The organism is Janthinobacterium sp. GW823-FHT06H09 (assembly GCF_058794735.1).
On the sequence record NZ_JBXAHC010000029.1, the window covers coordinates 1 to 23,863 of the forward strand.

At 62.7% G+C, this 23,863-nt stretch carries 15 protein-coding genes and 1 pseudogene; 4 read left to right on the forward strand and 12 right to left on the reverse strand.

The window, feature by feature from the left end; all coding sequences use genetic code 11:
• Positions 1-128: 128 nt before the first annotated feature.
• Both AC1Q6X_RS27355 and AC1Q6X_RS27360 read right to left on the reverse strand, forming a co-directional pair.
• Positions 129-383: a hypothetical protein gene (locus AC1Q6X_RS27355; RefSeq protein WP_071650198.1), complete on the reverse strand. Its 255-nt coding sequence runs from the start codon at positions 381-383 to the stop codon at positions 129-131.
• A gap of 353 nt (positions 384-736) precedes the next feature.
• Positions 737-1,858 carry a cupin domain-containing protein gene (locus AC1Q6X_RS27360; protein ID WP_070311005.1) on the reverse strand — a complete coding sequence of 374 codons (1,122 nt, stop codon included), beginning with the start codon at positions 1,856-1,858 and terminating at the stop codon, positions 737-739.
• A 93-nt stretch (positions 1,859-1,951) separates the two neighbouring features.
• Here AC1Q6X_RS27360 and AC1Q6X_RS27365 point away from each other — a divergent pair, with 93 nt between their 5' ends.
• On the forward strand, positions 1,952-2,497 hold the full coding sequence (locus AC1Q6X_RS27365) for an FKBP-type peptidyl-prolyl cis-trans isomerase (RefSeq protein WP_070221423.1): 546 nt from the start codon (positions 1,952-1,954) through the stop codon (positions 2,495-2,497).
• A gap of 177 nt (positions 2,498-2,674) precedes the next feature.
• Here the strand turns inward: AC1Q6X_RS27365 and AC1Q6X_RS27370 are convergent, their stop codons facing one another.
• From AC1Q6X_RS27370 to AC1Q6X_RS27415, 10 genes are all read right to left on the reverse strand, one after another.
• On the reverse strand, positions 2,675-3,712 hold the full coding sequence (locus tag AC1Q6X_RS27370; RefSeq protein WP_492498958.1) for a hypothetical protein: 1,038 nt from the start codon (positions 3,710-3,712) through the stop codon (positions 2,675-2,677).
• On the reverse strand, positions 3,709-6,402 hold the full coding sequence (gene mutS / locus AC1Q6X_RS27375; RefSeq protein ID WP_492498959.1) for a DNA mismatch repair protein MutS: 2,694 nt from the start codon (positions 6,400-6,402) through the stop codon (positions 3,709-3,711). Before mutS ends, AC1Q6X_RS27370 begins: the two co-directional genes overlap by 4 nt.
• 405 nt (positions 6,403-6,807) lie before the next feature.
• The gene (locus AC1Q6X_RS27380; protein ID WP_492498964.1) at positions 6,808-7,365 is read right to left on the reverse strand and encodes a hypothetical protein; all 558 of its coding nucleotides are present in this window, start codon (positions 7,363-7,365) and stop codon (positions 6,808-6,810) included.
• The gene (locus tag AC1Q6X_RS27385; protein WP_492498960.1) at positions 7,362-9,572 is read right to left on the reverse strand and encodes a serine/threonine-protein kinase; all 2,211 of its coding nucleotides are present in this window, start codon (positions 9,570-9,572) and stop codon (positions 7,362-7,364) included. The genes AC1Q6X_RS27380 and AC1Q6X_RS27385 overlap by 4 nt, the downstream gene beginning before the upstream one ends.
• Before the next feature lie 200 nt (positions 9,573-9,772).
• Positions 9,773-11,095 (reverse strand): aspartate aminotransferase family protein, encoded by a 1,323-nt coding sequence (locus tag AC1Q6X_RS27390; protein ID WP_492498961.1) that lies wholly within the window; start codon positions 11,093-11,095, stop codon positions 9,773-9,775.
• Between the two features lie 83 nt (positions 11,096-11,178).
• Complete coding sequence (locus tag AC1Q6X_RS27395) at positions 11,179-12,075, reverse strand: MurR/RpiR family transcriptional regulator (RefSeq protein WP_492498962.1); 897 nt, start codon at positions 12,073-12,075, stop codon at positions 11,179-11,181.
• Positions 12,076-12,119: 44 nt separating this feature from the next.
• Positions 12,120-12,404, reverse strand: a complete 285-nt coding sequence (locus AC1Q6X_RS27400) for a hypothetical protein (protein WP_070291845.1) — start codon at positions 12,402-12,404, stop codon at positions 12,120-12,122.
• 168 nt (positions 12,405-12,572) lie between these two features.
• Positions 12,573-15,239 (reverse strand): TonB-dependent receptor, encoded by a 2,667-nt coding sequence (locus tag AC1Q6X_RS27405; RefSeq protein WP_070221409.1) that lies wholly within the window; start codon positions 15,237-15,239, stop codon positions 12,573-12,575.
• Between the two features lie 282 nt (positions 15,240-15,521).
• A complete protein-coding gene (gene cphA / locus AC1Q6X_RS27410; protein WP_492498963.1) occupies positions 15,522-18,092 on the reverse strand; it encodes a cyanophycin synthetase in 2,571 nt (856 codons plus the stop codon).
• A gap of 57 nt (positions 18,093-18,149) precedes the next feature.
• Positions 18,150-20,327 (reverse strand): cyanophycin synthetase, encoded by a 2,178-nt coding sequence (locus tag AC1Q6X_RS27415; RefSeq protein WP_230505725.1) that lies wholly within the window; start codon positions 20,325-20,327, stop codon positions 18,150-18,152.
• A gap of 467 nt (positions 20,328-20,794) precedes the next feature.
• Between AC1Q6X_RS27415 and AC1Q6X_RS27420 the strand changes: the two genes are divergently transcribed.
• The 3 genes and pseudogenes from AC1Q6X_RS27420 to AC1Q6X_RS27430 all read left to right on the forward strand — a co-directional run.
• Positions 20,795-23,065, forward strand: coding sequence for a cyanophycin metabolism-associated ABC transporter (locus AC1Q6X_RS27420; protein WP_083286938.1), 2,271 nt, complete (start codon positions 20,795-20,797; stop codon positions 23,063-23,065).
• A 2-nt stretch (positions 23,066-23,067) separates the two neighbouring features.
• Positions 23,068-23,538 carry a cyanophycin metabolism-associated DUF1854 family protein gene (locus tag AC1Q6X_RS27425; protein ID WP_070221406.1) on the forward strand — a complete coding sequence of 157 codons (471 nt, stop codon included), beginning with the start codon at positions 23,068-23,070 and terminating at the stop codon, positions 23,536-23,538.
• A 139-nt stretch (positions 23,539-23,677) separates the two neighbouring features.
• A pseudogene (locus tag AC1Q6X_RS27430) lies at positions 23,678-23,863 on the forward strand (IS1595 family transposase); the annotation flags it as partial.

Here is a 23,863-nt window from a genome sequence, read left to right on the forward strand (position 1 = left end):
GCGTCGAAACCCTTGTTCCATCGGACACTCCTTCTCTGTAACGAAAAAGTGTCAACTTATTCCAGGACGGGTCATACCCAACAAAAAAGCCGGCCCTAAGGCCGGCTTTCTCTAGTGCTGGGTGCTAATTACTTAGCAGCCGATGCAGCAGCCGAAGCGGCAGCAGCAGCGTCCGAAGCGGCCGAAGCAGCGCTCGAAGCAGCAGCAGCAGCGTCGGTAGCGGCCGAAGCAGCAGCGTCAGCAGCAGCAGCTGGAGCAGCTTCAACTGCTGGTGCTGGTGCTGGGGTTTCAACTACTGGTGCTGGTGCAGGAGCTTCTTCTTTTTTGCTGCAAGCAGCCAGAGCAACAACCATCAGGGAGGCGATCAGCAGGGATTTTTTCATTTGTTTTCCTTAATTATTTCAAAAAATAAATCAATATTGTTGCGATGAATAATTACCGGTAATTATCGCTCGTTAGGTCGTCTTCGAAGGCTTTTCGTACCAGGTGGTGCCTGCCAGACAACGGAAACTTCCTAACCGAATATTATAGCGATTTTTGGTGCGTCGCAATAGGAGCAAGAGGCAAATTCGCAACTATTTTGTGATATCGCAATATTTGCCGAAGCAAATTGCAAGCAAGTGTAAGCGATTTGCGAAAGCGCGACAAAACGATATAAAAATAATATGTTTCATTGCGCTGGCGCAGAAGCTGTTATTTTACCTACTGTAATACCACTTTGCTACGACACGCTCATTCAAGCCAGTTCGATCCAGCCATCCTGATACCAGGTATACAAAGCATCCATCACGTCATCGGACGCCTGGGCCACGGCGGCGCCATCGAGGGCGCGTTCGTTGGCCAAGGTTTCCAGGGCCGTTTTGTCGGCCTTGCCAATGGCAAACGATTCGCCATTGATGAAGACATTCTTGCCACGATACAGCATCAGCGTCTTGCGCGACAACACGACACCCTTTTTCTGCGCGGCGTCCGCGAAGCGGCCCACCGTCAGCGGCTTGGACAGCGGCGTGAAAAACACGTTGTGCTTCGGTTCCGACAGGTGTTCGCCCAGGAAAATGGTCACGTCTTCTTCCGTGAAGCGCACCTTGTTCATTTCTTCCGCGATGGTGCTGAGCATTTCACGGGGGATTTCCGCTGGCTTGCCCGACGCTTTCAGGTCGGGATCGCTGTAAATGCCCGGCAAGTCGATCGAATCGGCCATGAATTGCAGGAAAGCTTCGCCCAGTTCCTGGAATGATGGCGAGCGGAAACCGATCGAATACGTCTGGCAGTCGCCGATGGCCACGCCGTCGTGCGCGTAGTGGGGCGGCAAATACAGCATGTCGCCCGGTTCCAGCGTGAATTCTTCGTCGGGCGTGAAGTTGCTGAGGATTTTCAGCGGCAAGCCGTCGATGAGGCTCAGGTCCTTCTGCGCGCCGATGCGCCAGTGGCGCTTGCCCTGGCCTTGCAGCAGGAACACGTCATAGGAATCGAAATGCGGGCCCACGCCGCCGCCATCGGTGGCGAAGCTGACCATCAGGTCGTCCAGGCGCGCGTCGGGCAGGAAGCGGAACTGGCGCAGCAGGGCGTCGGCCTTGGCGCTGTGCAAGTTGGCGCCCTGCACCAGCAAGGTCCATTCCTTCTGTTTCAGCGAGGGCAGGCTGGTCAGCGGACCTTGCTGCATGTTCCAGTGTCCATCCGCATGGCTGACCAGACGCGATTCGACGTGGTCAAGGGCAGCCAGCTCGGTCAGGGCCTTGACATCGAACAGCGCCTTGAAGCCAGGCACGGCTTGACGGATCAACAAGGGTTTTTTATGCCAGTAGTCGCGCAGGAATTGCGCCGGCGTGATATCGCCGAGGAGAGTTAATTTTTTCATGCGCCCATTATAACAACCGGAAATGCAGGAATGCGCCTGCCGTTGGCGGCGTGAAGGTATAATTTGCCAGCTTATACAATGAAAGGAAGCATAATGAAGATTGCCAAAAATACGGTCGTGACTGTCAACTACAAACTGTCAGACGCGCAAGACAATCTGATCGAAGACGGCCGTCAGCCGATGGTCTACCTGCACGGTGATTATGAAAACACCCTGCCGAAGATCGAAGAAGAGCTCGACGGCAAGGAAGTTGGCTATTCCAACACGATCCAGATCGAACCGGATGATGCTTTCGGTGAATACGATCCCGCCCTGGTCAAGGTCGAGCCGCGCAATCGCCTGCCTGAGCCGCTGGAAGTGGGCATGCAGTTCGAAGGCATGCCGGAAAGCGATTCGCCGGACGAAGAAGCGATGATCTTCACCGTGACCGATATCGCCGACGACAAAGTCGTGCTGGACGGCAACCATCCACTGGCCGGCATCGCGCTGCGCTTCTCGCTGACCGTCGCTGACGTGCGCGAAGCCACCGAAGAAGAAATCGCCCATGGCCACGTGCATGGCGCACACGGCCATGACCATGGCGATGAAGATGATGAAGGCGAAGAGGGCGATCACTTCCGCACGCATCCGATTCATTAATCTGGAGACGCCTGACCAAACCTACTGCGCGCAGCGGGGCGCGGCCGGCGATGCTCACCGTACTCTAGTACGGTTGCGCTTCTCGGCCGCGCCGCGCAGCTGCTCGCGACGGTTTTGTCAGGCGTCGTGACGCTGGTGGATTGAATGAATAAAGGCCGACTTCGTCGGCCTTATTTTTTATCGGCGCACAGTCGACGCCTTGGCCCTCGCTTGCGCCGATGGTCGGGTGGCACGTTGACGTACCTCAAAGAATGGCGTCTTGCCCGGCCGTACGGCAATGGCGGACCAGTCGTTGTCGATGCTGACGTGGCCCAGGTTGCTTTTCCAGCTGATTTTTGGCGCGTCCGTCCTGGCCGCGGCCTTTTTGTTTTTGCCTTCCTTGCCGTCCGCTTCGGTTTCGCGCTGCGTATCGATCAATAACACCTTGCCGCTGAACTTCTTCGCCAGGGTGCGCACCTGCTTGCGCGGTCCGGCAAAACCATCCTGTTTCGAACTAAAGCTGGGCAGCAGCGAATTGTCGTCTTCATCGAGCACGCCCATGTCGCCATCGGAAAACAGCACGATGCCGTCGAGTTTCTTGCGTTGCGCCATGGCGAACAGGCGCTGCAGCCAGGAACGGTTGGCGACCAGCCGGTCTTCGAATTCGCTGTTGCGGCCGGCTTCTGGCAGGAAATGGTTGTTATTTGCGGGCAGGTTGATGGTGGCAAACAGCACGCCGCCGTATTCCCAGTGGGCGTTTTCCGCATAGCTGCGGAATTTCGCCGTCGATGATAATCGCGACAGGGTCAGCTTGCGCTGGCCCAGGCTCTGGTCGTCGGCGAAATACACGTCGCGCAGGCGGTTCAGGCGTTCGATGGCGTTGATGCGGCCGCGCGAATTGCGGCAGTTGGCCCAGTCGCTGGCCGACAGCGAGACGATCAGCGGCGGGCCGCTGGCGTCCAGCAAGTCCTTGCGTTGGCTGTACAGCTTGTCGCTGCACGATTCGCTGGCGGCCTTGATGCCGGTGGCCACCACGAAGGACGCGTTGAAAGCGCTGGTGTCCGCGATGGCTTTTTTCAGGGGGCCATCGTCGGGCCCCGCGTTGAAGGAGTGGCCCAGCACGGCAAACTCGAAGCCGGCCTGGTCGCCAGCGGCGGCCAGCGCCGCTTGCCATGGCAGGCTGACGGCCAGCAAGCCGGCGGCCAGCAGGCGGATCGTGCCGCGCCGGATCGTCATGCGGCGGCCAGCCGTTTCAACTGATACAGCTGCTCCAGCGCATCGCGCGGCGTGAGCGCGTCGGGATCGAGGTCGGCGATGGCGTCGAGCAAGGCTTGCTGCGCTTCATTGAGCGCGGCCAGCGGCGCCGCCGCTGCCTCTTCTTCCTCTTGCGCATACGGATCGGCGGCGGGGGCGGCGAACAGGTCGCGTTGCGGCGTGGCGTCCAGCGCCTGCGCTTCCAGGCGCGCCAGGTGCTTGCGCGCGGCCTTGATCACGGGTTGCGGCACGCCGGCCAGCTGGGCCACCTGCAAGCCGTAGCTTTGCGAGGCGGGACCGGCTTGCACGGCGTGCAAAAAGACGATGCTGTCCTTGTGTTCGACGGCGGACAGATGCACGTTGGCGGCGCTCGGATGGCTGTCCGGCAATTGCGTCAGCTCAAAGTAATGCGTGGCGAACAGAGTGAAGCTGCGGCTGCTGTCGATCAGATGGCGCGCGATGGCCCAGGCCAGGGCCAGGCCGTCGAAGGTCGAAGTGCCGCGGCCCACTTCATCCATCAGCACCAGCGAATGCTCGGTGGCGCCGTTCAAAATCGCGGCCGATTCCGTCATTTCCACCATGAAGGTCGAGCGTCCGCCGGCCAGGTCGTCGGTGGCGCCGATACGCGTGAAGATGCGGTCGATGGGGCCGATGGTGGCGGATGCGGCCGGCACGTAGCTGCCCACGTAGGCCAGCAGGGTGATCAATGCCACCTGGCGCATGAACGTCGATTTACCGCCCATGTTCGGACCGGTAATCAAGAGCAGGCGGCGTTCGTTGACGAGGCGGCAATCGTTGGCGATGAAGCGTTCGATCTGCTTTTCCACCACCGGGTGGCGGCCTTCGACGATGTTGATGCACGGCTCGTCGACCAGTTGCGGGGCGGCCCAGTTGTGCTGCTGCGCGTGTTCCGTCAGCGCGTTCAGGGTGTCGAGCTGGGCCAGGCCTTGCGAAATCGTCTGCAGGGTGCCGATGTGCGGCGCCAGGTCGGCCAGCAGCAGGTCGTACAGCAGCTTTTCACGCACGAGGGCCTTGTCTTGCGCGGACAGGGCCTTGTCTTCGAACACTTTGAGTTCGGGCGTGATGTAGCGCTCGGCGTTTTTCAGGGTCTGGCGGCGGCGGTAGTCGTCCGGCACCTTGTCCGTCTGGCCGTGCGTGACTTCAATATAGAAGCCGTGCACCTTGTTGTATTCGACGCGCAGGTTGGCGATGCCCGTGCGCGCCCGTTCGCGCGTTTCCAGGTCGAGCAGGAACTGGCCCGCGTTCTCCGACAGGGCGCGCAATTCATCGAGTTCGGCATCGAAACCGGTGGCGAACACGCCGCCGTCGCGCACCATGGCGGCCGGTTCCTGCGCCACGGCGCGCACCAGCAAGTCCAGGCAGGCCGTCGGTGTCGCCAGTGCCGCGTGGATGGCGGCCAGCAAACCCGTTTCGCCGCCCTGCCCAGGACCGTAGCAGCGCACCACGTCGCCGCGCAGGGCCGGCAGTTGCAGCAAGCCGTCGCGCAGGGCGGCCAGGTCGCGCGGACGCGCCGACAGCAGGGCGATGCGTGTGGTGATGCGTTCGATATCGGGCACTTGCGCCAACGTGGCGGCGAGCGGACCGGCCGCTTCGCTTTGCGCCAGCGCGGCAATCGCTTCATGGCGCGCGCGCGCCACGTTCTGGTCGCGCCGCGCATGGTGCAGCCAGTGGCGCAGCATGCGCGAACCCATGGCCGTGCGGCAATGATCCAGCAGGGAGAACAAGGTCGGCGATTCCTGCCCGCGGATGGTTTCCGTCAATTCCAGGTTGCGGCGCGTGGCCGCGTCCAGGCCGATGAATTCGCTTTCCGTTTCCGTCGTCAAGGAGCGCACGTGCTGCAAGCCCCGCCCTTGCGTCGATTGCGCATAGCGCAGCAGCGCGCCGGCCGCGCCGAACGCGGCACCGAGGCCGTCGGCGCCAAAGCCCGTCAGGGTCGCCACGCCCAATTGGTCGAGCAGGGCCTTGTGGCCGCCCACCACATCGAAATGCCAATCCGGCACGCGGTTGATGTGCGTGCCCGCGTAGTCGTCGAACAGGTTGCCGTTGTCGCCGCTGAGAATTTCAGCGGGCACGATGCGTTCCAATTCCTGCTGCAGGCGCGCCGCCACGGTGGCGCTGTCGCCGGAAAACTCCATCAGTTTCAAGGCGCCGCTGGCCAGCGACAGCCAGGCCAGGCCCGTGGTGACCGTCTTGCGCTGCGTGATGCTGCACATGGCCAGCAGCGGGCGCTCGGCCTTTTCCGGCAGCAAGTCCGCATCCGTCAGGGTGCCGGGCGTGACCACGCGCATGACCTTGCGCTCGACGGGTCCCTTGCTGGTGGCCGGGTCGCCGATCTGTTCGCAAATGGCCACCGACTCGCCCAGCTTGACCAGCTTGGCCAGGTAGCCGTCCAGCGAGTGAAACGGCACGCCGCACATCTTGATGGGGTTGCCGCTGGCCACGCCGCGCGCCGTCAGGGTGATGCCCAGCAGGCGCGCCGCTTTTTCCGCATCCTCGAAAAACAGCTCGTAGAAATCGCCCATGCGGTAGAAGACCAACATCGTCGGGTGGTTTTCCTTGATGCCCATATATTGTTGCATCATGGGCGTGAGCTTTTCAGCCGAATTCTTCTTTGCCGCGGCGGCGTTGATTTCTTTTGGGACGGTGGTCATGTGTTCTTTGTCGTTGGTCCGGCCGCAGGGAAGGCATGCCTGCCGGGCTGTGGGTGGTGCTGTTGTGCGTGCCAGGCCGCGCCAGTGGAGCGGAGCTTGGGTTCAAGGCCGTCATTTTACCGCTTTCGGCGGGCGGAGCGGGGTATTGCGTGCGGGCGTGAAAAAGCCATGCCGACCGGAGGTACGCTGCTTCCTAGCTAGAGTGCTGGTGTTAGCGCAATCGATAGGGCAGTGAGTGAGGGCTTAGCGCAATATCTGCCATGGATACAGTCGCTCATGATTAACAAAGGGAGTGTGATGCGGGTATTGTGCAGGAACGACAGAGTACCTTCCATTGCCTTTATCAGGAAGCACGTAGCGGCAATGGAAGGAGGAAGAGCGCGCCGGATTTGCGCACCAATGTTCTTACATGCCAGAGGAGCCGCCGACCGAGCTTTCTGGATCGAAGGAGAAGACGCGCAGTTCCGGTTGGACGTCCTCGCCGCGCATGATGCGTACCGTCATGACGAACGACAATTCCCAACGCCCTGCTGCATAGCCTACGTCCAAATTGTGTTTCCACTCCTGGCGGATGCGGTGCAGAGGTGTTTGATCGGGTTCGCCCAACAACTGCTGGATCTCGAAGTCCAGCGGCAAATGATAAGTAGCGCCTACAGCTTGCAAAAATGGCGATGGTGGCGAATAAATGGTTGGTACTTTCGGGCCGATTTGCGTCAGTTGCGGCACGGTGATAATGCAGCAGTCGACAATCTGAAACGAGGTGAAGCCGCTCTCCCTGGAGCCGCAGCAAGTGACATCCAGGTACACGTGCTGGCCTTTCTGGAAGTGCACGCCGCCCATGTAGGGGCCGTGGCGTGGGTCGGCTGTGCCGTCACAGGAGGTGAAACTGTAGTCGAGCTGATTGGTGATCTGGTCTGCATCAAAATGCACGGATAACTTCATCCAAGGGCTTACAGGCGTCATTTTTTACTATCTCTTTCAGTGAGGAAGTTGAAGTACTGAGGATCTCGTCGCAGGTTTAATAGTGCCGGTTCTGATTCAATCAGATTGAGTGGATAGCCTCGCTTGTCGGCAAGACGTAGCGCCACTAGGGCTTGTTCACGGTTGCCAAGGAGTTCGTGTGTCATGGCGGCGCGAAATTGCACATCGGCTGTATCTGGTGCCAACGCGATCGCCTTTCGCATCATTGTCAGTGCTTGTTCACGTGCTCCCGTATAGGCGCTGTACAGCGCCATGCGCGAGTTATAGGTGATTTCGTCCGGGGCTGCCTCTAATAGAGGTGCTAGCAAATCAATTGCACGTTGATAGGAGCGCCGCGATTTTTCTTTTTGGGCTGGAATCCACCTTTGTGCATCTGCCAAGTTAGCCCAAAGCAGATAATTCCCAGGGCTGCCTTTGCTGCTGGAAACGGCATCTTCAAAAGCATTGGCGGCACCGATATAGTCCCCACGGGCAAACAGCGACGTGCCCAAGTTGGTGTAAAGCTCCCAGTGTGGTTGGATTTGCAAACCCTGCTGCAATACACGCAGCGCTTCATCGCCGCGATCCTGGCGGAGCAGGGCCGCATTCAGGTAGGCATACGAATTTGCCGCCTGCGGATCCAGTTGAATGCTGTGTCGGAACGACTGCTCAGCTTTTTTGTAGTGACCCTGCTGGAACTGCATGATGCCTCGCTGCAAACTGAATAATCTCTCCCGAGGATAAATACCAGTAGCGTTGTCGAGCAGTGGAAGTGCTTGTTCGAACTGCTTCATATACATTAGATTGCGTATCTTGCCGTACATTCCCAGCAAGTTTTGTGGATCTAGATTCAATGCCGTCGTCGCGGCCTGTAATGCCGTAACGCGTTTGCCTTGGAATTCCCAAACCCATGCCTGGGCCACATGCGCCAAGGCTAGTTGGCCATCCACAGCTAAGGCTTGCTGTGCACTAGCGTCGGCGCGTTGCAACCAAGTCGGATCCCGGCCATCACCGACATAACGTAGGCTGTAAGCCAACGATAGCCCGGCTGCCGCCGCTGCATTGCGTGGATTGTGTTCCAGCACTTTGTTGAACAGATCAATCGCCTGTTGTTGACTGGCCTGGTGATCGAAGAGACGCAGTTTTTCCATGCCATTCTGCATGGCATGGATTTCTGAATATGCGGCTTCCCGAGGTTCCGTGGGTAGCGACCTGGGCAATTGCCATGCCGCAATTGCCAGCAGCATAGCCCCTGCGGCCAGTTTTAATGTGCGTTTTCTAGGCAGGGGCAGGCGGATGGAGACGCTGGCGGGCGGTTCTTCCTTCGCGGGCGTCTCGTCAGCAAGGGGCGTGGCCAGGGTGAGCGGCTCCCCGCGCTGCCCGCCTATCGCCTCGCGCACATCGCGCATGGTGCGTGGCCGTTCGGCCGGATCGTGCGCCGTCATCGCGCGCACGAGGGCGTTGATGGCGGGCGGGACGGAGTCCGGCAGGTCGGGCCACGGTTCTGTTGCCTGCATGTGGGCGGCGGCCAGGGCCAGGCCGTTCAGGTGGGCGAAGTGGCGCTGGCCGGCCAGCATTTCGTACAACATGGCGCCCAAGGCATACACGTCGCCGCGCGTGTCGGGCAGGCGGCCCATCAGGCGCTCGGGCGCCATGTAGGCGATCGTGCCCTGCAGGTCGCACAGGGTGGTCGTTTGTGTGGCTTGCGGGTCGATGTGGCGCGCCAGGCCGAAGTCGAGGATGCGCACCCTGCCGTTTGCTTCCAGCATCAGGTTCGATGGTTTCAGGTCGCCATGGACCAAGTCCATCGCATGCGCCTCGTCCATGGCGTCGGCGATCTGGTAGGCGATGTCGAGCGCCGACTGCAGGTCAGCCTTGCCGCTGTGCATGAACTGCCCCAGGGTCTGTCCTTCGACCAGTTCCATGACGATGGACTGGCTCGTGCCCTGGCCCTCGATGGCGAAAATGCGTACGAAGGCTGCATGCCTGAGCGAGGCGGCCAGGCGCGCTTCATTGATGAGTTTTTCGGGATGCAGCACATCGGCTTGCGGTTTCAGGCGCTTCAGCGCCACGCTACGGCACAGCTTGGAATCCCACGCTTCGAATACATGGCCGAAACCACCTTCGCCCAGCAAGCGGCGCACTTCGTAGTGACCGCTGATCGTGTCGTCTTGCGACGGGGTCTGACGCAGGGAGTCGAGCAGTTCCATATACCTTGGCTTCAGAGTGCATCAAGGTGCGCAGCAGGCATCGGGAAGGGAATTGTGATGGCTGTGTGCGCAAAATGATTGATTTTGAGTAACTTCCTGATTTAAAACGATTGTTTCGCATAAGTCAATTAGTATTGACAAGGAGTGAACAAAAGTTGCTGGCAGTCGCCTTTGCGCGCTTCCGCTGCAGGCAGGCGCGGCTACGCCACGCAGGCATCAATGGCCATGCCCAGCTTGTCAACGATTTCCTCGATGTGGCTGGTGTCGATGATGTAGGGCGGCGCCAGCAGGATGTGGTCGCCGTGCAGGCCGTCGATGGTGCCGCCCATGGGGTAGCACATCAGTCCGTTCTGCATGGCTTGCGCCTTGATGCGCGCGTGCAGGCGGCGGGCGGGGTCGAACGGCTGTTTGCTGGTGCGCTCCTGCACCAGTTCCAGCCCCAGGAACAGGCCGCGGCCGCGGATGTCGCCCACGTGCGGGTGCTCGCCGAAACGCTGGCGCAGCCGCTCCTGCAGCAAGCTGCCCATGGCGCGCACGTTGGCCAATAAATCGCGCTCCTCGATCTGCCGCTGCACGGCCAGGGCGGCGGCGCAGGCCGTGGCGTGGCCGATATACGTGTGGCCGTGCTGGAAGAAGCCCGTGCCGGTGCGGATGGTCTCGCGGATGTCCTTCGACACCATCACGGCGCCGATGGGCTGGTAACCTGCGCCCAGGCCCTTGGCGATGCAGATCAGGTCGGCAGTGATGGCTTCCTGCTCGCAGGCGAACAGGCTGCCCGTGCGCCCCATGCCGCACATGACTTCGTCGAGGATCAACAGGATGCCGTGGCGCTGGCAGATGGCGCGCATGCGCGCAAAATAGCCGGCGACGGCGGGCAGGGCGCCGGCCGTGGCGCCGACGACGGGTTCGGCGATGAAGGCCATGACGTTCTCCGCGCCCAGTGCGGCGATATTGTCTTCCAGCTCCTGGCCCAGGCGCGCCACGTAATCAGCATCCGTTTCATGCGCCTGCTGGTCGCGCCAGGCATAGCAGGGTGATACGTGGGTCACGCCAATCAGCAGCGGTTCGAACTGCTGGCGGCGCCAGGCGTTGCCGCCCGTGGCCAGCGCGCCCAGGGTGTTGCCGTGATAGCTCTGGCGGCGGGCGATGACGTGGCGGCGCTGGGGTTGGCCCCGCTCGACGAAATACTGGCGCGCCAGCTTGAGCGCGCTCTCCACCGCTTCCGAGCCGCCGGAGACGAAATACACGCTGTCGATGCCGTCTGGTGCCCGCTCGACGAGGAAATCGGCCAGCTGCTCCATCGGCTCGCTGGTGAAAAACGCGCTGTGCGCGTATGCCATCGTGGCAATCTGCCGCTGCACGGCGGCGGTCACGGCCGCATCCGAATGGCCGAGGCAGGAGACGGCGGCGCCGCCGCAGGCGTCCAGGTATCGCTTGCCGTCGGCATCGATCAGGTAGGGACCGTCGCCGCCCGCGGCGACAGGGTAGGTGGCGGTCAGGCTGCGGTGGAAGACATGGCTCATGGCATCGCTTTCTTATCGGCAAAGGGGGAATGGCCGATTATAGGAGGCGTTGCGCCGCATTGCAACGATTGATGTATTTTTCTTTAATTTACATCATTCGATGTTTTTGCATAGGCGCCCAGCGCCCGCAGCTGGCTTTCCGCCGCGCCGATGGCCGTGACGGCATCCGGCCCCGCGCGCGCCACCAGCAATTCCACCAGGCTTTCCACGGCAGCGACGCCGGCCACGATGGAAGGGAAGAACGAGGGGCTGTCGACGGCGATGACGATGCTGGCGTCGGCCTGCAGGGCCAGCGGCGACATGGCGCTGTCGCTGATGGCGACGACCTGGCAGCCGGCCTGGCGCGCCGCCTGCGCCACCAGCAGGGCTTCGCTCGAATACGGCGCGAAGCTGACGATGACGACGGCTTCGCCCGCCTGCAGGGCGCGCAAGTCCATTTCCAGGGTGCCGCCCTGGCCGCTCAGCAGCTGCACGCTGGGACGCAGCAGCCGGTACAGGTAGTGCAGGGTGTAGGCGATGGGATGGGCGGCGCGAAAGCCGGCCACGTGCACGCGGGGTGCCGCCTGCAGCAGGCTGGCGGCCGCGTCCAGGGCGGTGTGGTTGGCGCTTTCCGTGGCGGCCAGGTTGCGCTGCTGCGCCGTGAACACTTCCGTGACCAGGTCTCGCTCTTTCCCCTCTTTGCCGGCCAGCGCGCCCGCCTTTGCCGCATAGCAGGCCTGGCCCGCGCGCAGGCGTTCGACGAAGATGGCTTTCAGTTCGGGCCAGCCGGCAAAGCCCAGCTGCTGCGCCAGGCGCACGAGGGCGGCCGACTGAACCTGCGCGCGCGCGGCGATGCTGCGCATCGATGAGACGGCCACTTCGTCCGGATGGTCGGCCAGGTAGCGGGCACCGGCCTGGAATTGCGGGCTCAGTTCCGCATGGCGCGCCTTGATCAGGTCCATCAGTGCCGCATAGGAATCGTGGGGTGTCGCTGCCTGCATCGCCGTGCCTCATTTGATAGGTTGCGGCGATGGTACAGGATTCGTCAGCGCGCCGGTAGCGGCGCGCCTTGCACCCGGGCGGCCGTGCGCGGACGCAGGCGGGCAAACAGATGCGGCCCGGCCGGTTTGCGGCGCGGTCCCGTCGTCAGCACGCGCAAGGCGGTGGGCAGCGGCACGTCGTGGCAATGCAAAAACAGGGCGGCGGCGCCCGTGCCGGCCATTTCCTGCAAGGCCAGCGCATGTTCGACCAGCGCCGCCGTGCGCATGTCGAGCCGTACCGGGATGTCGGGTTGAAATAACTGTGTGTCGATGGGCCGTGCATCGCGCATGCTGTCCCCCGCCGGGTTCGCTAGTCAAGCTGCCAGCATAAAAGCGCCCCGACACCACCGCTTTGCGCCAGATCAATTCCACTGTCGGATAGATTCCATAGAGCAAAAAAACGCCAACCGTTGCCGGCTGGCGCTGAAAACCCTCGAAGGAAGAAAGGGGGATATGAGTTAGTAGCTCCAGCGTATCGATAAACCGACGACCTTGTCATAGCGCCGCACATCGCGCACATAGTCGGGCGTGTCGTGGTAGTCGCGGTAGGTCGAGTCGAGCAGGTTGTTCGCGTCCAGCGTTACCGTGGTGTTCGGGTTGAGCTTGTACGAGACCGATGCGTCCAGGGTCTTGGTCGGCGCCACGGTCAGGTGGATGCCCTTGCCGCGGTAGTTGTAGTCGTCGACATATTTGTCGCGCCAGCTGTAGGCCAGGCGCGCCGACCACGGTCCCTGTTCGTACAGGCCGACGATATTGGCCGACCACTTCGACATGCCCGTGAACGGGTGCACGCTGCCATTCAACTCTTCCAGCTCGCCCGTCATGTAGGTGGCGTTCGCCTGCAGGCCCAGTCCGCTCATCCAGCCGGGCAGCTTGTCGTAGAACTGCTGGTAAGCCATTTCCAGACCTTGCAGATGGCCCTTCGAGGTGTTGCGCGGACGCGTGATGTCGTACTCGATGCCGCCGTACGTTTCCTTGGCCGAGCCGGAGAGAATGTAGTTCTTGAAGTTGTGGCGGAACACGGTGGCCGTGACGGAACCCGTCTGGGCGAAATACCATTCCAGCGCTGCATCGAGGTTCTTGCCTTCCACGGGTTTGAGGTCGGGATTGCCGCCGCTGCCAGTCGGGCGCACCATTTCCAGGCTCTGGCCCAGGCTCACGCCGGGGTTGAAGTCGGCGAAGTTCGGGCGCTGCACGGCCTTGCCGGCGGTCAGGCGGGCGATCAGGTCCTGGCGCAGCAGGGCTTTCAGGGTCAGGCTGGGCAGCACGTCCGTATCCGACGTCTTCACGCGCACGGGCGTGACGATGCCGTTTTGCGAGGAATTGCCTTGCAAGTCCTGCTTGGTCTGCACCACGCGCACGCCCAGCGTGCCATCGACCGGTACCTGCGCCAGGTCAAAGCCGATGCGCGCCTTGCCGTAGACGGCATTGGTTTTTTCCACATCCTTGTAGTGGGTCATCGGATCGTCCGGGCTGCGTTCGCTGCTGCCCGTAAACAGCTGGCGCAGCGCGGCCGTGTTGTTGAGCATGAAGTCGCGGCAGGGCGTGAGCCAGCTTTGCAGGCCGAAGTTGCCCGTGTTCTCGTGCGAGGCGCAAGCCAGGCCGGGAATCGCGTCCGCAGTCATAATCGACGTCAACCCGCCCTGGCCATTTTTTTCGCGGATCGATTCGGCCTTGCGCTTGGCCAGGCGCACGCCGCCCGAAAATTCGCGGAAAAAGCCCGTGCTGTCCATGTCGTAGGTAAGGTCGCCGCGCCAGTCGGTCGAGCTGCCTTCGTCGTGGCTGTGGTTATCGTAGAAGCCGAGCAGCGTGTAGTTCTTCGGGTCCAGCATGTTGTAGCCGGGGTAGCTGATCTGCGCGCCGCCGTTGACGTTCGTGCTGCCGATCACGCTGGTCGGGTGGGCGAGGAAGTCGAGGATGGGAAATTCGCGCTCGAAGTTGCTCACCGTGCGCGCCAGTTCCGTCGTGGCGCGCAGCTGCGGCGTGATGTCCCAGCGCGCGCCGATGGCGCCTTGCGAACCGATCGAGCGGTCGCGCCGCGCCTGCGTCGAGCCCAGCGTGAACGGCGACCACGGGCCGTCGATCTTGCCTACCGTGGCCGCCTGGCTGGTGCCGGGGATCAGGGTGATGTCCGGATTCTGCCCCCAGGGCAGCGAACCGACGAAGAACTGGCTGTCGAACGCGTGCTTGATCAGGGTCGACATGCCTTCCGCATACACTTCCACCTGCGAGTTCGGGCGCCACTGGAAGGCGGCATTGGCCGCGTAGCGCTTGCGGTCGCCCACGGTCGGGATCATGCCGACGGAATCGGGGCCCGTGATGTTGCCCGCTTCGGGGCGCTTGACGGGTTCGGCGTTCCAGATCGTCTCGTCATAGTATCTGCCGCGCTGGTAGGACAGGCCAAGCAGGGCGCCGAATTCGCCGTATGGGGTCTTCCAGCGGTTCGAGACCATGCCGCTGACGTTCGGGTCCGTCGAGCCGGCCTTGTCGCGGTGTTCGGCGCGCACATTGCCCGATGCCGTAAAGCCCTTGAAGTCGAACGGGCGGTTGGTGCGCACGTCGATCACGCCGGCCGTGCCGCCTTCGACCATGTCGGCGCCCTGCGATTTGTACACGTCCACGCGCTGCAGCATGGCCGTCGGAATGTCGGCCAGGTACAGGCTGCGGCCCACCGAGGTGAACATCTCGCGGCCGTTGAGCAGGGTCACCACGCCGGGCAAGCCGCGGATGATGACGGTGCCGGCCTCGCCGCTTTCGCGGCGGATCTGCACGCCCGTCACGCGGCCGAGGATTTCGGCCACGTTCTTGTCGGGGAATTTGCCGATTTCATCGGCGACGATGGAGTCGACCACCTGGTCGTTGTTTTTCTTGATCGTCTGCGCGCTCTGTGCCGCCCTGCGCACGCCCGTGACGGCGACGACGGCGATGCCGCTGTCGGCTGGCGCTGCCGCCGGTGCTGTTTCTGCCGCTTCTGCCGCTGGTGTTTCCGCGGCGGGCGCCTGTTGCGCCCAGACGGACGCGCTGCTCAGCAGGCCGGCGCCGGCCAGCGCGGCCACTGTGGCCTTCAAGGTCAGACGTGTGTTGTGCCGGGACGTGCGGGTGCCCGTTGCCATCGATTGCTTCATCTTGTCTCCACCTGTATTTTAGTTATGTTGAGAACGCTGCGGCAGTCGCCGCCAGAGCTGGAACCTGCTCAAGAAACATGGTAGGTGGGAATGACTTTGCCCCACAAATGACTTCTTTTGCGAAGTCAATATCAATTCCGGTATCCCTGCTGCATTCATGCGCCCTGGCGGCGCACCCAGGCATCGCTGTTCGCTGCCGATGAAATGCGCGCCGGTGCGCCGGCCGCGCAGGAGCGAAAAAAAAGGCGGCCCGCAGGCCGCCCTTGTGCGCAGTTGGCGCGCTTACGCTTCGGCGACGCGCTTGGCGATGTGCGCCAGCGCTTCTTCCACCTGGTCGATCAGGATCAGGCACAGATCGCCTTCGCTCAAACGCGCCAAGGCCTTGTCGATGGCGACGAATTCGCCGTTGATTTCATCGATATGGCTGGTGCGCTTGGCGCCGTCCAGGCCCTGGCGCAGCAAGGCCACGACTTCACCGTCGGCGCGGCCGCGCTGGCACTGGTCCTGGTACAGCAGCACGTCGTCGAAGGCGGCGCCGAGGATTTCCGTCTGCTGACGGATGTCTTCGTCGCGGCGGTCGCCTGCGCCGCTGATGACCACCGAGCGGCGCTTGGCCGGCATGCTTTCGACGGCCTGCACCAGCGCCAGGATGGCGTCCGGATTGTGGCCGTAGTCGGCGATCAGGGTGGCGCCACGATAGTCGAACACGTTGAAGCGGCCCGGCGCGTTGTCGGCTTCATTGGCAAAGGTTTTCAGGCCCAGCGCGATGGTTTTCCAGTCCAGGCCCACGGCCCAGGCGGCGGCCAGGGACGCCATGACGTTGTCGACCTGGAAGCCGATGGCACCGTTGCGCGTGATGGGCACTTGCGACAGGGCGATTTCGTGGCGTTCCTTGCCTTGCGCCGCGACCAGCTTGCCGTCTTCCACGTACACGACGCGGTTGCCCTGCGCGCGGTGCGTGGCCATCACAGGATGCATCTTGTCGGCGGCGAAGAAGGTCACCGTGCCGCTGCAATTCTTGGCCATGCGGGCCACGGCCGGGTCGGTGGCGTTCAGCACGGCCACGCCGCTGTCGGCCACGTTCTGCACGATCACGCGCTTCAATACCGCCAGGTCTTCCACGGTGGTGATGTAGTTCAGGCCCAGGTGGTCGCCGGCGCCGATATTCGTCACCACGGCGACCTGGCAGCGGTCGAAGGCCAGGCCTTCGCGCAGCATGCCGCCGCGCGCCGTCTCGAACACGGCCGCGTCCACGTCCGGGTGCAGCAGCACGTTGCGCGCGCTGCGCGGGCCGCTGCAGTCGCCGCTGTCGATCTGGCGTCCTTCGATGTACACGCCATCCGTGTTCGTCATGCCGGTGCGCAGGCCGGAGGTGGTCAGCAGGTGGGCGATCAGGCGCACGGTGGTGGTCTTGCCGTTGGTGCCGGTGACGGCGACGACGGGAATGCGGCCATCGTCGCCCTCGGCGAACATGGCGGCGATGATGGCTTCGCCGACGGGACGCGGCTTGCCGAACGACGGCGCCAGGTGCATGCGCAAACCCGGTGCTGCGTTGACTTCGACGATGCCGGCGTTCTGCTCTTCCAGCGGTTTCAGAATGCTGTCGGAAACCACGTCCACGCCGCAGATATCGAGGCCCACCATGTGCGCGGCCGCGACGGCGCGCGCCGCCACTTCAGGATGCACGTCGACGGTGACGTCGGTGGCCGAGCCGCCTGTCGACAGGTTGGCGTTATTGCGCAAGATCACGCGCTGGCCCACGGGCGGCACGGAGTCGGCCACATAGCCCTGCTTGGCCAGGCTGGCCAGGGCGATGTCGTCGAAGCGGATTTTCGTCAGCGAGGTGGCGTGGCCGCTGCCGCGGCGCGGGTCCAGGTTGACCTGGTCGACCAGTTCGCGCACCGTGTGCTGGCCGTCGCCCACGACTTGCGGCGGGTCGCGGCGGGCCGCTGCCACCATCTTGTTGCCGATGACGAGCAAGCGGAAATCGTGGCCCGGCAGATAGCGTTCGACGAGGATGTCGTCGCGGAATTCCTGCGCCGCGAGGAAGCCGGCCGTCAGCTGCTCGCGCGTGGTGACATTGACGGTAACGCCCTTGCCCTGGTTGCCATCCTTCGGTTTCACGACGACGGGCAGGCCGATCTCGCAGGCGGCGGCCCAGGCGTCGTCCGCGTCGACGGCGACACGGCCTTGCGGCACGGGCACGCCGGCCGAATCGAGCAATTTCTTCGTCAGTTCCTTGTCTTGCGCGATGGCTTCGGCGATGGCGCTGGTGCCGTCCATTTCGGCGGCCTGGATCTTGCGCTGCTTGCTGCCCCAGCCGAACGTCACCAGGCTGCCTTCGGTCAGGCGGCGGAACGGAATGTTGCGGGCCACGGCGGCGTTGACGATGGCGCCCGTCGAAGGGCCCAGGCGCACGTCTTCATCGAGTTCCTGCAACTGGTGCAGGGCGCCGGCCAGGTCGAACGGCGCATCGTCGAGCGCGGCGCGGCACAGCTGCTGCGCCAGTTCCAGGGCCAGGCGGCCGACGGCTTCTTCCGAGTATTCGACGACGACCTGGAAGATGCCCGTTTCCAGGGTCGGCGTGGTGCGGCTGAAGGTGACGGGACAGCCCGCTTGCGCCTGCAGGCCCAGCGCCGCCAGTTCCAGCACCTGCGCCATCGGCGCGGCGTTGTAATTGCCCAGCGGTTGCAGCGGGCTCAGTTGCGGAAAGAGTGCGCGCAGGCGGGCTTCGAAGCCGGGCAGCTGGGCGATGTCGAGTTCCTGCGTGGTGCAGGAAACAATGGCTTCCACGGCAGTGTCGTGGCTCCAGAGGTTAGGGCCCCGCAAGGCCCGTACGCGAGATACTTCCATAATTAAACCGTAATCCTGTTGTGTTCTTGTGGGCCCGGCCGTAGCCGGGCTTGAGTCTTAATTCCCGATGCAGCCGGGGGCCGCGTCGAAGGTGCGCAGGCCGGCGCAAATCAGGTCGACGGGCAGGTTCAGGGCCCAGGCGGCGGCCGCGACGGCCAGTACGCTGTCGACATTGCCGGCCGTGGCCGGTTTCAGCAGGTCCAGGCACAGCAGGACCGTTTCGATGCCGCCTTCGGCCAGCACGATGTGGTTGCCGCGCACGAATACGGCGCGCTGGCCGGCGGCCAGTTGCGCCGCGATGGCGGGCAAGCTGCCATCCTGCGCATACAGGGTCACCGTGCCGTCGCACAGTTCGGCCAGTTCCAGCACGTGCGCGTTGGCGGCGTTGAGCACGGCCACGCCCGTTGGCACGACCACGTCGACCTGGCTGCGCACGGCCTTGTACAGGCCCGCTTCGTCCAGCACGTCGAAATCCTTGACGCTATCGAGGCTGCCCATGTCCGTGACGACGCCGATCTGGCACTTGTCGTAGGCAAGGCCTTCGGCCAGGATCATGCGCGGATTGCTCTCGAACAGGGCCGTCTGCACGGTGCGGTTGAGCAGCAGGCGCTGGCCCGCGTCCCAGTTCACGCAATCGCTGCTGACGACGCGGCGCTGGTCCAGATACATGCCTTCGCTGCAGACGGCGCCCGTGTGCAGGCCCGACAGGTTGAGCAGTTTGCACAGCATGCGCACGATCAGGCTGGTGCCGCGCGTGCCCGTCACGCCGATCAGCGGAATGCGGCCCGTTTCCTCGGCCGCGAACAGGTGGTCGACGATGGCTGCGCCGACAGGGCGGGGCTGGCCCACGCCTGGCTTGATGTGCGCCAGCAGGCCGGGACTGGCATTGACTTCGATGATGGCGCCGCGCTGCTCTTCCAACGGACGCGTGATGTCGGTGGTGACCAGGTCGATGCCGGCGATATCGAGGCCGACCACGCGCGCGGCCAGCAGGGCCGCATGCACAACGGACGGGTGCACGTCGTCCGTGACGTCGATGGCCACGTTGCCGTTCGGCTGGATCAGCACTTTCTGGCCCGCCTGCGGCACGGACAGGGCGGTCATGCCCTGGCGCTGCAGTTCGAGGATGATCTCGCCCGATTCATGCGGCTTGACGGTGCCGAGCGGGAAATCTTCGCCTTCGCCGCGGCGCGGATCGATATTGATCTGCGTGTTCACCAGTTCCAGCACGCTGGAAGTGCCATCGCCGTCGACCCACAGGGATTCGCCCTTGGCGGCCGCGATCAGCTTGTTGCCGACGACGAGCAGACGGTGTTCGTCGCCCGTGATGAAGCTTTCCACCAGCACGGCCGAGCTGTCGCCCTTGCGCGCGGCCAGTTCATAGGCGGCCTTGACGTCGCTTTCGGTCATCAGGTTCAGCGACACGCCGCGGCCATGGTTGCCGTCATACGGCTTGACGACGACGGGCACGCCGATGTCCTGCGCTTCTTCCCAGGCCGCTTCGGCGCTGCGCACCAGGCTGCCTTCGGGCACGCGCACGCCGCACGATTTGAGCAGGAATTTGGTCAGATCCTTGTCGCTGGCGATGCCTTCGGCAATCGCGCTGGTGCGGTCCGTTTCGGCCGTCCAGATGCGGCGCTGCGCGGCGCCGTGGCCCAGTTGCACCAGGTTGCCGTCGTTCAGGCGCAAGGAAGGGATGCGGCGTTCGGTGGCCGCATCGACGATGCTCGCCGTGCTCGGGCCCAGGCAGCGCGAGTCGACCATGTCGCGCAGCGGCGCCAGGGCCGCTTCCAGGTCGTAGGCTTCATCATTGATGGCGGCCATCAGCAGTTCGCGCGCGGCGGCCAGGGCGGCGCGGCCCACGTGCTCTTCGCGCGTGCGGAAGGCCATCTTGTAGACGCCGCGCTGGCTGGTCGAGCGCGTCTGGCCGAAGCCCGTGCGCATGCCGGCCAGGTTTTGCAGTTCCAGCACCACGTGTTCGAGGATGTGAGCCGACCATGTGCCTTCGCGCAGGCGCTCGAAAAAGCCGCCCCGTTCGCCCACGCCGCAGCGGTGCTCGATCATGCCGGGCAGCCACGCCACCAGGCGCTCGTACAGGCCGGGCAGGGTATTCGATGGATAGTCTTCCAGCTCGCCGATGTCGACCCAGGCTTCAATCACCGGGCGGTAAGTCCAGATGTTGGGGCCGCGCAAGTGGGTGACGCGGACGAATTCGATGTTCTTCTTCTTGATCATGTAAGTGGTTTCTTGATAACAAGCCAGGCGTCTGGGCGCCAGATACTTTATGTTGGCTTTACAGAGTCTTTTCAGGCTCGTGCTTGGTTCTTTATCCCGGGTATGCGCAGTGTGCCACTTTTAGCGGCCTCTTGTCGCGTTTGCTTCTCGTATTCTGCTGGTGTTGTCATTCTAATTGTTACTAATTGTTGCCATACTTGTTATAAAGTTACCGACTCCGGGCTAAGCTGGAGCATTTGCGCAACAGCGGGCTGTTGTATACTTGCCCCTGTACGATGGCCGCGCATTTTTTTGCTCCGTTTTTCCATCATTCATTACCTGCAGGCATCCATTCGATACAATACAGGAAATTGCCACTGGTGCATCTACCTCGCCATCGCGCAATACACAAACATTGATCGGGCGTCTGCCCCATCCCCCAAATCCCGCCCTGAAGGGCTTGGCCTCGAGCCGGAGTATGCTTTACGATGACAACTGAACTGAGTGTTCCTGCAACAACTATTCCCCTTACCTCGCTGCCGGAACACTGGCTGGCGGAAGTGGAAAGCAAGCTTTCTCCAGGGGAGAACGTTTTAAGTAGCGTTGAGGTTGACCTCGATGCGCGATTACGTTTCACAAAAGGCATAATTGTTGTCACAGAGAAGCGTTTACTGGCCCGTTCCCCGGGCGATACCACCTGGAAAAGTTGGTCTTTCCGCCATGGACTGCGCCTGACGCACCATGACCACGCCGGCGTCGGCCACCTGGAATTGTTCGACGACCACGGCCGCCTGGCGTCGTGGCGTTTTACCCTGGGCCAGAATCTGCATGCGATCCGCGTGCTGGAACAGTTCGTCGAGCGCCTCGACAGCCACCTGACGGGCCAGCCCGTGCTGGAAGCGGAGCAGGAAGTGTGTCCGAGCTGCAAGGCGCCTCTGGAGCCGGAGCAGGAAGAATGTCCGATCTGCGCCAAGGTGCTGCATACGCCGCCATCGACCTGGACCCTGTTCCGCCTGTGGCGTTTCGCCCATCCCTACCGTGGCCAGCTGGCCCTGGGCTTCATGCTGATGCTGCTCTCCACGGCCGCGCACATGATTCCGCCCTACCTGACGGCGCCGCTGATGGACAATGTGCTGATCCCGTATCAGAACGGCAAGCATATCGATCCGTGGCTGGTGGTGTACTACATGAGCGGCTTGCTCGGTTCGGCCCTGCTGGCCTGGCTGCTGGGCTGGGGCAAGACCTATGTGCTGGCCCTGGTATCCGAACGCATGGGCGCCGACTTGCGCTCGGCCACCTATGAACATCTGATGAAACTGTCGCTGGAATTTTTCGGCGGCAAGCGCACGGGCGACCTGATGGCGCGCATCGGCAGCGGCAGCGACCGCATCTGTGTCTTCCTGTCGCTGCACTTGCTCGATTTCGCTTCCGACGTGCTGATGATCATCATGACGGGCGTGATCCTGTGGTCGATGAATCCGTGGCTGGCCATCATGACGCTGGCGCCGCTACCGTTCATCGCATGGATGATCCACCTGGTGCGCGACCGTTTGCGCACGGGCTTTGAAAAGATCGACCGCGTGTGGAGCGAAGTGACCAACGTGCTGGCCGATACCATCCCCGGCATTCGAGTCGTCAAGGCGTTTGCGCAGGAAAAGCGCGAAGCGGCCCGCTTCCGCGACGCCAATGCGCACAACCTGGCCGTCAACGACAAGTTGAACAAGGTCTGGTCGCTGTTCTCGCCGACCGTTTCCTTCCTGACGGAGATGGGCTTATTGGTCATCTGGTGCTTCGGCATCTGGCAACTGTCGCGCGGCGAAATCACCGTCGGCGTGCTGACCGCCTTCATCGCCTACAGCACGCGTTTTTATGGCCGCCTCGATTCCATGAGCCGCATCGTCTCCGTGACGCAGAAATCGGCGTCCGCCGCCAAGCGCATCTTCGACATCCTCGACCACGTGTCGAGCGTGCCGGAACCGGCGCAGCCCGTGAAACTGGAGAAGATCGAAGGCAGGATCGATTTGCGCGAAGTCGGTTTCCGTTATGGCAACCGCGCCGTCAACCGCGGCATCACCCTGAACATCAAGGCGGGCGAGATGATTGGCCTGGTAGGCCACAGCGGTTCGGGCAAGAGCACGCTGGTCAACCTGATCTGCCGTTTCTACGACGTGTCGGAAGGGGCGATTTTGCTCGACGGCGTCGACATCCGTTCGTTCGCCGTGTCCGACTACCGCCGCAATATCGGCCTGGTGCTGCAGGAACCGTTCCTGTTCTTCGGTACCATCGCGGAAAATATCGCCTACGGCAAACCGCATGCGACGCGCCAGGAGATCATCGCCGCCGCGCGCGCCGCGCATGCGCACGAATTCATCTTGCGCCTGCCGCAAGGCTACGATTCGATGGTGGGCGAACGTGGCCAGGGCTTGTCCGGCGGCGAACGCCAGCGCATCTCGATCGCCCGCGCCCTGCTGATCGACCCGCGCATCCTGATCATGGATGAAGCGACATCGTCGGTCGATTCGGAAACGGAAAAAGAGATCCAGAAGGCGCTCGACAATCTGGTGCAGGGCCGCACGACGATCGCCATCGCGCACAGGCTGTCGACCCTGCACCGGGCCGACCGTCTGGTGGTGCTGGACCGTGGTCAGGTCGTCGAAGTGGGCAGTCACGATGAACTGATGGCGAAAGAGGGCGCCTATTTCCGCCTCTACGAAGCACAGGCGCGCAACAACGAACTCGCCCTGGATGACAAGGAATAAGCATGGCCAGTACAACTTTTACATTAAGCCGCGACCCTTTCGGCAAGCTGGTGATGACGGACGCGGACGGCCAGGTCTTTGAAGGCGTGGCGCCCGTGCGCGCCTTCCCCATCCAGTCGCCGGACGAAGGCATTTCTCTGGTGCTGGGCAACGGCAAGGAAGTGGCGTGGATCGACCGCCTCGATGCCATGCCGGAGCCGGCGCGCAGCCTGCTGCAGGAAGAGCTGGAAGGGCGCGAATTCATGCCCGAGATCGCGCGCGTGAAAAGCGTCTCCAGCTTCGCCACGCCATGCACCTGGCATGTCGACACGGACCGGGGCGAGACGCAATTCGTGCTGAAAGGCGAAGAAGACATCCGCCGCATCGGTGCCGCGTCGCTCTTGATCGCCGACAACCACGGCATCCACTTTTTGATACGCGACATGTTTAATATCGACAAGACGACGCGCAAGATACTCGACCGCTTCCTGTAAGCTAAGCGTTGGAGTTACCTGAAAACCGCTGCCTGCAGCGGTTTTTTTTTGGCTCTGTCCCCGACAAATAGGGGAACTCAAGGAATCTTCCCCAGCCCGGGCTGTCTGACTGTGCATCGCAGACAAACGGGAGCCTTTCATGCAGATAGCTGAATGGAAAACCTTCATCGCCCAGTTCGCCGCACTGAGCCGTCGCCAGCGTTTGGCGAGCACTGCTCTGCTGCACGGGGCAGGATCGCAGAACGCCACCGTGGCACTGGTCGAAAGCGTGGCCCGGCAGCGGTTACACTGTCCCGCCTGCAACAGCAGCCATGCGCACCGGCAC